An 8,842-nucleotide genomic window follows, 5' to 3' on the forward strand; every position below is an offset into this window, starting at 1 on the left:
GCGGGCGGGGCACGTGTTCCCCGCCCGCCCCTGCCGGGGCTAGAACAAGCCCATGTGGGTGCTCCTCCTCATCCCGGCCTGCGCGACTGCCGCGCTCACCTGTCTGCAGCTGGTCCGGGTCGCCACGAGGGCCGACGTCCTCGACGGCCTCGGCCCCTCCCGGCCCTCCGAGGCGGTGGGGATCGGCCTGTACGAGACCGCCTACCTGGCCGGCGGCCCGGCCCGGGTGGTGGAGCTGGCGCTGGTCCTGATGGCCGGCCGCGGCCGGCTGCACCTGGCGCACACCGGCTGGACCACCGTGGTCGACCCGCGCGGCCGCAGCCGGCTGGAGCGGGCGCTGATCGCGCAGATAGGGCCGGAGGGCCAGTGCCGGACGGCACCGCTGCGGGCCTCGCTGGCGGCGCACCCGACCGTCCGGGAGATCGGCGAGCGCCTCGCCCTGGCCGGGCTGGCGACACCGGAGCGCGTCCGGCGGGACACCTCGCGCGCGGTGCGGCACGTGCGGCAGGCCCTGCTGCTGTGCGTGCTGCTGCTGGCCGCCTCCCTGGCCCTGGCGGCCCCCGGCACCGGGGACGCGGGCGCGGCGATCGCCTGGTTCTCGCTGCCGCTGATCCTCACCTGCGGCACCCTGCTGATGGCCCGGGTGGACGTGCACACCTACACCCGCTTCGCCGCCCCGGCCGGCCTGGAGGTGCTGCGCACGGCCCGGGTGCCGCGCCAGCTCGGCCACACCCGCGACCCTGAGCAGGCGCTGCTCACCGCCGTCGCCATGGTGGGCCCGGCGGCCCTCACCGACGAACGGCTGCGGGCGGCGCTGCGGACCTGAGCCCGCCGCGCCGCCCGTGCCGGTGCGCCGTGCGCGGGCTCAGACCAGGCCGGCGAGCAGCTCGGCGACCGGCTTGCGGCGGCCGGTGAAGAACGGCACCTCCTCGCGGACGTGCAGCCGGGCCCGGGACGGGCGCAGGTCGCGCATCAGGTCGACGATCCGGTGCAGTTCGTCGGCCTCGAAGGCGAGCAGCCACTCGTAGTCGCCGAGGGCGAAGGAGGCGACCGTGTTGGCCCGGACGTCCGGGTAGCCGCGGGCCATCTTGCCGTGCTCGGCGAGCATGGCGCGGCGCTCCTCGTCGGGCAGCAGGTACCACTCGTAGGAGCGGACGAACGGGTAGACGCACACGTAGTCGCGGGCGCGCTCGTCGGCGAGGAAGGCCGGGATGTGCGACTTGTTGAACTCGGCCGGGCGGTGCAGCGCCATGTTCGACCAGACCGGCTCCAGGGCGCGGCCGACGGCGGTGCGGCGGAAGCGGTTGTACGCCTCCTGCAGGTCGTCCGAGTTCTCGGCGTGCCACCAGATCATGACGTCGGCGTCGGCGCGCAGGCCGGACACGTCGTAGGTGCCGCGCACGGTGACGTCCTTGGCCGCGAGCTGGGCGAAGAGCTCGTCCACCTCGGCGGCGAGGGCGGCGCGGTCCTCGGGCAGCTCGCCCTTGAGCTTGAACACCGACCACATGGTGTAGCGGATGACCTGGTTGAGGTCGCGGGCCTTCTTCTTCGCGGGCTGCTGCTCAGTGCTCTCAGTCATGTCCTCATTGTCCCTTCCGGGCCGCCGGCGCCGTCCGCCGGGGTCAACAACTCGTTGACGGCGCGGCGGGCGCTGCCGATGCAGGCCGGGATGCCCACGCCGTCGTACGCGGCGCCGCAGACCGCCAGCCGTCCGGCGTCCGCGACCAGCCGGCGGACCCGGGCCATCCGGTCCAGGTGGCCCACCGGGTACTGCGGCAGGCCGGCCCGCCAGCGGGTGACCGCGGTGGCGTAGGGCGTCGCGCGCAGTCCGGTGGCCTGCTCCAGGTCGGCCAGCGAGCGGGCGACGAGCTCCTCGTCCGGCAGGTCGAGGGCGGCCTCCTCGCGGTGCCGGCCGAGCGAGGTGCGCAGCAGGAAGGCGTCGGGGGCGGCGCGGTCCAGCCAGCCCCACTTGTGCGAGGAGAAGGTGGAGGCCTTGATCGAGCGGCCGTCCACCGGCGGCACCAGGAAGCCGCTGCCGTAGGGGAGGGCGGCCGTGTCGGCGCGGTCGAAGGCCATGGTGACCAGGGCCATGCCGGCGTACTCGACGGTGTCCAACTCCGCGGCGGCGGCCGGGACGTCGGCGCGCAGCAGCGCGGCCGCCCGCGGGGCGGGCACGGCCAGCACCACCGCGTCGGCGTGCAGCACCTCGCCGCGGACGGTCACCCGCCAGCCCTCGGCGGTGCGGCGCAGCTCGTCGGCCGGGCTCGCGGTGCGCAGCTCGGCGTCGGCCCGGCGCAGGTGGGCCTCGGCGGCCTCCGGCAGGGTGCCGATCCCGCCGCGGATGCCCTGGAAGACCGGCCCGCCGTCGGGTCGGGCCCGGCCGGTGAGGTCGCGGACGCCCTCGACCAGGCTGCCGCCGCCGCGGGCGAGCGGCAGCAGCTGCGGGACGGCGGCGCGCAGCGAGATCTCGTCGGCGTGGCCGGCGTAGACGCCGCCGAGCAGCGGTTCGACGAGCCGGTCGACGACCTCGCGGCCGAGCCGGGCCGCGACGTAGGCGCCGATCGGGACGTCCTCGCCGACCTGAATGGGCCGCTCGTGCCGGGCGCGGTCGAGGCCGGCCGCGGTGAGCACCTCGGAGGCGGCCAGCGCGTCGAGGTCGCCGGGCACGCCCATCAGCTGGCCGCCGGGCAGCGGGCGCAGCGCGCCGCGGGTCCAGATCGCGGCCTTCGCCCCGGTGGGCGGCTCCAGCTGCTCGGCCAGGCCGACGGCGCGGGCCAACTCCACCGCCTCGGGGCGGCGGGCGAGCATCGACTCGGCGCCGAGGTCGACCCGGACGCCGCCGACCTCCCCCGCCATCAGCTTCCCGCCGAAGCGGTCGGACGCCTCCAGCACGGTGACCCGGTACGGGCCGTCGGCCAGGGACACCGCTGCGGCGAGTCCGGCGATGCCGCCGCCGATCACCACGACATGAGGTTCTGCCATGTCCGGCAGTCTCGCACTCCTTACCCGCGGGCCCGGGGCTGCCCCGCTCGCCCCGCACCCCGGCCGGGTCGCCCGGGCTGTCGGCGGCCCGTCAACTCCGTTACGGCGGACGGCCGGTGTACACCGGGGCGAGGCCGGACCGTGACCGGTTCGGGATCGCCGGGACGGGTCCGGCGGGGCCGATCGCGCGTCCAATGGTGCGACCGGCGCGGACGACCCGCCGGAGCGGACAGGGGAGGACGGACACATGAGGAGCACGGGCAGACGGGTGCTGGCGGGCACCGCGCTGGCGGCGGTCCTACTGCTGAGCGGGTGCGGCGCCGACGGCGGCCGGTCGTCCTCGGACGCGGCGGCGGCGCCCGCCGAGGCGGTGGCGCCGAAGGCCGCGCCGACCGCGGGCGGGCCTGCGGCCGGCGCCGGTGCGGCGGACCGGCCGGCCGGGCAGCCCACCGCGGCGGCCACCGGCAGCCCGTCCGGCGCCCCCGCGGGGAACGCGGCCGACCACCGGTACATCGCCTACTCCGGCCGCCTGGTGCTGGAGCTGAAGGCCGACGACCGGGGCGGCACCGCGGCCGAGATCCGCAGGGCCGCCGCGGACACCGGCGGCTACGTCGGCAGCGAGTCGCTCTCCGAGAGCGGCGGCCGGGAGGCCGGACGGCTGGTGCTGCGGGTGCCCTCGGCCCGCTACCAGCAGGCGATGGAGCGGCTGGCCGGCCTCGGCACCGTGCTGACCCGAAGCAGCGACGCGGACGACCTCACCGAGCAGGTGGTCGACACCGAGAGCCGCCTGAAGACCCAGCAGGCGTCGGTGGACCGGGTGCGGGCGCTGCTCGCCGACGCGAAGTCGCTCTCCGAGGTGGTCTCGCTGGAGAGCGAGCTGACCCGCCGGGAGGCGGACCTCGAGTCGCTGAAGCAGCGTCTGCAGGAGCTGGGCTCGCAGACCTCGCTGTCCACCATCACCGTGGAGCTGCGCCGGCCGACGGACGCCCCGCCGGTGGCGGAGAAGCACGAGCGGGGCCTGTGGGCGGCGGTCGGGCACGCCTTCGCCGGCGGCTGGCACGTGCTGCTGGCGGTGGTGCGCGGGCTGCTGGTCGCCCTCGCCGCGCTGGCGCCGTTCCTGGCGGTCCTGGCCCCGGCGGCCTGGCTGCTGCGGCGCGGACTGAAGCGGCGGGCGGCGTCCCGGCCGGCCCCGCCGGTACCGGCCTGGGCGGTGCCGCGGCAGGCCGGTCCGACGGTGCCGGCGCAGTCGGCCGGGGAGGCGCAGGCACCCGCGCGGCCGGACGGGGAGTGAGAACGCGGCGGGGCCGGACGAACCGGCCCCGCCGCGGCCGGTCAGCGGGCGCTGGCCTCGTGCACGAAGGCGACCAGGCGGCTCAGCGCGTCCGGGTCCATGGTCGGCATGACGCCGTGTCCGAGGTTGAAGATGTGGCCGCTGTCGCCGAGCGCGGCGGCGGCGTGCAGCACCTCGCGGGCCTTCGTCTCGACGACGTGGGTCGGCGCGTAGAGCACCGCCGGGTCGAGGTTGCCCTGCAGGCCCTTGTCGGGGCCGACCCGGTCGGCGGCGACGTTCAGCGGCACCCGCCAGTCGACGCCGACCACGTCGGCGCCGGCCTGGCCCATCAGACCGAGCAGTTCGCCGGTGCCGACGCCGAAGTGGATCCGCGGTACGCCGTACCCGGCGACCGCCTCGAAGACCTTGCTGCTGCTGGGCATCACCGAGCGGCGGTAGTCGTCCGGGGCGAGCGCGCCGACCCAGGAGTCGAAGAGCTGCACCGCGGAGGCGCCGGCCTCGATCTGGATCTTCAGGAAGGCGGCGGTGATGTCGGCGAGACGCTCGACCAGGCCCGCCCAGAGCTCGGGCGCGCCGTACATCATGGCCTTGGTCTTCTCGTGGCTCTTCGACGGGCCGCCCTCGACCAGGTAGCTGGCGAGCGTGAACGGGGCGCCGGCGAAGCCGATCAGCGGGGTGGTGCCCAGCTCGTCGACGAGCAGCCCGACCGCCTCGGTGATGTACGGCATGTCGTCCGGCTCCAGCGGGCGCAGCCGCTGCAGGTCCTCGACGGTGCGGATCGGGTCGGCGATCACCGGGCCGACACCGGGCTTGATGTCCACGTCGATGCCGACGGCCCGGAGCGGCACCACGATGTCGCTGAAGAAGATCGCCGCGTCCACCTTGTGCCGACGCACCGGCTGCAGGGTGATCTCCTTGACCAGCTCGGGCCGCATGCAGGACTCCAGCATGGGGATGCCCTCGCGGACCTTCAGGTACTCCGGCAGCGAGCGGCCCGCCTGCCGCATGAACCAGACCGGCGTGTGCGACACCGGCTCGCGGCGGGCGGCACGCAGGAAGACGGAGTCGTACGCGGCGCCACGGCGCACGGTGGACTGCGGGTCGGTCTCGGCTGCGGGGCTCGCCGCGGGTGTCTCACTCACGGGTCAAATCTTCGCACGCGCCGTACGCGCGGCGGCTCCGGGCACCCCGTAGGTTCGTCCGAGATGTCCGACCTGCGGCGCTACGGCGCGCCGCACCGGCGGAAGTTGCTCGGATTGGGGCCGCGGGCGACCTAGGCTTCCCTCCATGGCAGCGGTCGGCGGACACCCCGCACAAGGTGGCGGAACGGACGAGGAGGCGGCGCCGATCGAGTTCCGCCGTGCGGTCGAGGCGCTCGCGGGCGCCCGGCTCCGGCCCGAGGTGCAGCTCTCCCCCGCGCCGGCGCCCCGCAGGCTGGCACCGTTCGCGTGGGCGGTGACCGCCGCGGTCGAGGTGGACGGCGAGGAGCTCGCGGACGGCCGACTGGTGCTGCTGCACGACCCGGCCGGGCAGTCCGCCTGGAACGGCGACTTCCGGGTGGTCACCATGACCCGCGCCGAGCTGGAGCCCGAGATCGCGGGCGACCCGATGCTCGGCGAGGTCGGCTGGGCCTGGCTGCTGGACGCGCTGCAGGCGCACGGGGCCGGGTACGCGGAGCCGGGTGGCACGGTGACCCGCTGCGCCTCGGACTACTTCGGCGCGCTCGCCGAGCGTCCGGCGTCGACCGAGATCGAGGTGCGGGCGTCCTGGACGCCGGCGGACAAGCGGTTCGAGCGGCACCTGGCGGCCTGGGGCGACCTGCTCTGCATCTGCGCCGGCCTGCCGCCGGCCGCGGGGGCGCCGATGCCGATGCCGGACGCCCCGTCACTCGGCGGCGTGGTGCCGATGCCGGCCCGCCACCGGCCGCGCCCGCACTGAGCTCCGCGCCGAGGCCCCGCCGCGGCCACGTCCGGGGGACGACCGGACTCGTCGTCCGCACTGCCACTCCCAGGGCTGATGGAGTGTGACTTCCGTCCCGGTCTGTGTCAATTACCCGGCAGAAATTGATCATTTCGATCTGATTGCGATCGAATCCGTGCGATTCCAGGGCATGTCGTATCAGTCACCTGCGCGATTTGTCCGTATTGTTACTCACTAGATCGTGATCTTTCGCTAAAGCCGGGCACGGATGATGCCGAAGGTGTCAGTGACCCTTTCCGAACGCGGAACACTCCGACCGCCCCCATCGGGGTTCCGTCCGCCACTCCCCACAGGAGGCCTGGTGTCGGTCCTTCTCGAGCACCCCGCAAACGTGGTCGCGTACCGTCCGACGAAGCCCACCGCCATGGTGGTCATCGCCGACCCGCGCGTCCGAAACACCGTCACCCGGCACCTGTGGGCCCTGGGGGTGCGCGACGTGATCGAGGTCTCCTCGATCGCCGAAGCCCGCCCCCGGGTCGCCACCCCGCGCGACATCTGCATCGCCGACGTGCACCTCCCGGACGGCTCTGGGCTGACCATCCTGGCCGAGACCCGCGCCGCGGGCTGGCCCAACGGCCTCGCGCTCTCCGCGGCCGACGACATCGGAGCGGTCCGCTCCGCGCTCGCCGGCGGCGTCAAGGGCTACGTGGTCACCGGTACCCGCACCAACCTCGCCATGCCCGGCCGCCCCGGCATGCCGCTCGGCGCCGCCCACCTGGCCGGCCGGATGCGCCGACCCGGCATGCCGGGTGTCCCCGGCGCCCCCGGTGCCACGGGAGCCCCCGGAGCCCCCGGCGCGCCGGGTGCCCCCGGGACGCAGCCCACCGCGTACCGGGAGCTGTCCGGCCGCGAGGTCGAGGTGCTGAGGCTGGTGGCGGAGGGCCAGTCCAACAAGGCGATCGGCGTGGCGATGGGCCTGTCCGCACTGACCGTCAAGAGCCACCTCGCGCGGATCGCCCGCAAGCTGGGCACCGGCGACCGGGCCGGCATGGTCGCGGTCGCGCTGCGCACCGGCATCATCCACTGACGCCCGGACCGGCCCGACCCCCGCGCGGGCCGGCTCCGGCGCGACCACCCGGCGGAGGCCCGGAGGAACGTTTCCTCCGGGCCTCCGCCGCGTCCACGGCGCGGGACCGGCAGGCCACGGGCCGGCGGCATATGTCCGAACGCGGGCTGACCAGTCGGACAACACTCCCGGCCCCGTACACCGTCGTACCCTTGGGGGGTGACCGACGCCGTAGCAGCCATCCCAGAAGAGACAGCCCCGGTCCCGCTCCTCGAACCGCGGGAGGGGCTGCCACCCGTCGTCGCCGACGAGCAGGCGCTCGCCGACACGGTCGCGGCCTTCGCCGCAGGAACGGGCCCGGTCGCCGTCGACGCCGAGCGGGCCTCCGGCTACCGCTACGGCCAGCGGGCCTACCTCATCCAGCTCCGCCGGGCCGGTGCGGGCACCGCGCTGATCGACCCGATCGCCTGCCCCGACCTGCACGCCCTCGGCGCGGCCCTCGCCGACACCGAATGGGTGGTGCACGCCGCCACCCAGGACCTACCCTGCCTCGCCGAGGTCGGCATGCGCCCGCAGCGCCTGTTCGACACCGAGCTGGCCGGGCGGCTCGCCGGCTTCCCCCGGGTCGGCCTCGGCCCGATGACCGAGAACGTCCTCGGCCTCTCCCTCGCCAAGGAGCACTCGGCCGTCGACTGGTCCACCCGCCCGCTGCCCGAGCCCTGGCTGCGCTACGCCGCTCTGGACGTCGAGGTGCTGGTCGAGCTGCGCGACGCACTCGAGCAGGAGCTAGACGCCCAGGGCAAGCTCGACTGGGCGCTGCAGGAGTTCGCCGCCCTCGCCGCCGCGCCGCTGCCCGCCCCCCGGGTCGACCCCTGGCGGCGCACCTCCCAGCTGCACAAGGTCCGGCGCCGCCGCCAGCTCGCCGCCGTCCGCGAGCTCTGGCAGGCCCGCGACCGGATGGCCCGCGAGCGCGACGTCTCCCCCGGCCGGGTGCTGCCCGACGCCGCCATCGTCAACGCCGCCCTCGCCATGCCCACCAACGCCGCCGGCCTGGTCGCCCTCCAGGGCTTCGGCCCGCGGGTCAACCGGCGCCAGGTCGACCAGTGGCTCGCCGCCCTGCAGCGGGCCCGCGAGGTGCCCGAGGCGCAGCTGCCGGCCGCGGCCGCACCGCACGACGGGCCGCCGCCGCCGCGGGCCTGGGCGGAGAAGGACCCGGTCGCGGCCGCGCGGCTCAGTGCGGCGCGGGCCGCGGTGTCGGCGATCGCCGAGGAGAAGAACCTCCCGGCGGAGAACCTCGTCACGCCGGACCTGGTGCGGAGGGTCTGCTGGGAGCCCCCGGCGGTGGCCGACGCCGAGCACATCGGCGCCGCCCTCCGCCGCCTCGGCGCCCGCCAGTGGCAGACCGACCTGGTCGCCCCGGCCCTCGCCACCGCCTTCGACAAGGCCGCGAGCTAGCGCGCAGGCACAGGTCGGAGAAGCCCGAACAGGGGCGCGTGGGGGCACCTTTCGGCCGATGGCCGGGTACCGGTCGGCGCTGCCCGGCAGCGCCCGGGGGTACCTGGAACGGCTGGAGGAGGCCGTGA

8 protein-coding genes are annotated in these 8,842 nt (G+C 75.7%); 5 read left to right on the forward strand and 3 right to left on the reverse strand.

From position 1 onward, the window contains the following. The first annotated feature begins 52 nt into the window (after nucleotides 1-52). Nucleotides 53-826, forward strand: coding sequence for a TIGR04222 domain-containing membrane protein (locus AB0P35_RS18230; protein ID WP_095872790.1), 774 nt, complete (start codon nucleotides 53-55; stop codon nucleotides 824-826). Between the two features lie 39 nt (nucleotides 827-865). Here AB0P35_RS18230 and hemQ read toward each other — a convergent pair whose 3' ends face one another. Further along, nucleotides 866-1,579, reverse strand: a complete 714-nt coding sequence (hemQ, locus tag AB0P35_RS18235; protein ID WP_095872791.1) for a hydrogen peroxide-dependent heme synthase — start codon at nucleotides 1,577-1,579, stop codon at nucleotides 866-868. Beyond that, on the reverse strand, nucleotides 1,576-2,982 hold the full coding sequence (hemG, locus tag AB0P35_RS18240; RefSeq protein WP_363511744.1) for a protoporphyrinogen oxidase: 1,407 nt from the start codon (nucleotides 2,980-2,982) through the stop codon (nucleotides 1,576-1,578). Before hemG ends, hemQ begins: the two co-directional genes overlap by 4 nt. Before the next feature lie 247 nt (nucleotides 2,983-3,229). Between hemG and AB0P35_RS18245 the strand changes: the two genes are divergently transcribed. Next, nucleotides 3,230-4,273, forward strand: coding sequence for a DUF4349 domain-containing protein (locus AB0P35_RS18245; protein ID WP_363511746.1), 1,044 nt, complete (start codon nucleotides 3,230-3,232; stop codon nucleotides 4,271-4,273). Nucleotides 4,274-4,314: 41 nt separating this feature from the next. Here the strand turns inward: AB0P35_RS18245 and hemE are convergent, their stop codons facing one another. Then, nucleotides 4,315-5,361: a uroporphyrinogen decarboxylase gene (gene hemE, locus AB0P35_RS18250; RefSeq protein WP_095875394.1), complete on the reverse strand. Its 1,047-nt coding sequence runs from the start codon at nucleotides 5,359-5,361 to the stop codon at nucleotides 4,315-4,317. Between the two features lie 199 nt (nucleotides 5,362-5,560). Between hemE and AB0P35_RS18255 the strand changes: the two genes are divergently transcribed. The 3 genes from AB0P35_RS18255 (at nucleotide 5,561) to AB0P35_RS18265 (ending at nucleotide 8,714) form a co-directional block, all read left to right on the forward strand. Continuing rightward, the gene (locus tag AB0P35_RS18255; RefSeq protein WP_095872794.1) at nucleotides 5,561-6,211 is read left to right on the forward strand and encodes a DUF3000 domain-containing protein; all 651 of its coding nucleotides are present in this window, start codon (nucleotides 5,561-5,563) and stop codon (nucleotides 6,209-6,211) included. 343 nt (nucleotides 6,212-6,554) lie between these two features. Then, nucleotides 6,555-7,280 carry a response regulator transcription factor gene (locus AB0P35_RS18260; RefSeq protein WP_095872795.1) on the forward strand — a complete coding sequence of 242 codons (726 nt, stop codon included), beginning with the start codon at nucleotides 6,555-6,557 and terminating at the stop codon, nucleotides 7,278-7,280. A gap of 198 nt (nucleotides 7,281-7,478) precedes the next feature. After that, nucleotides 7,479-8,714, forward strand: a complete 1,236-nt coding sequence (locus AB0P35_RS18265; protein ID WP_363511749.1) for a ribonuclease D — start codon at nucleotides 7,479-7,481, stop codon at nucleotides 8,712-8,714. Nucleotides 8,715-8,842: the final 128 nt, after the last annotated feature.

The organism is Kitasatospora sp. NPDC085879 (assembly GCF_040686255.1).
Taxonomy (GTDB): Bacteria; Actinomycetota; Actinomycetes; order Streptomycetales; family Streptomycetaceae; genus Kitasatospora.

Coding starts and splice junctions, on each gene's coding strand:
- AB0P35_RS18230 (WP_095872790.1), top strand. CDS start 53: ATGTGGGTGCTCCTCCTCATCCCGGCCTGCGCGACTGCCGCGCTCACC.
- hemQ (WP_095872791.1), bottom strand. CDS start 1,579: ATGACTGAGAGCACTGAGCAGCAGCCCGCGAAGAAGAAGGCCCGCGAC.
- hemG (WP_363511744.1), bottom strand. CDS start 2,982: ATGGCAGAACCTCATGTCGTGGTGATCGGCGGCGGCATCGCCGGACTC.
- AB0P35_RS18245 (WP_363511746.1), top strand. CDS start 3,230: ATGAGGAGCACGGGCAGACGGGTGCTGGCGGGCACCGCGCTGGCGGCG.
- AB0P35_RS18255 (WP_095872794.1), top strand. CDS start 5,561: ATGGCAGCGGTCGGCGGACACCCCGCACAAGGTGGCGGAACGGACGAG.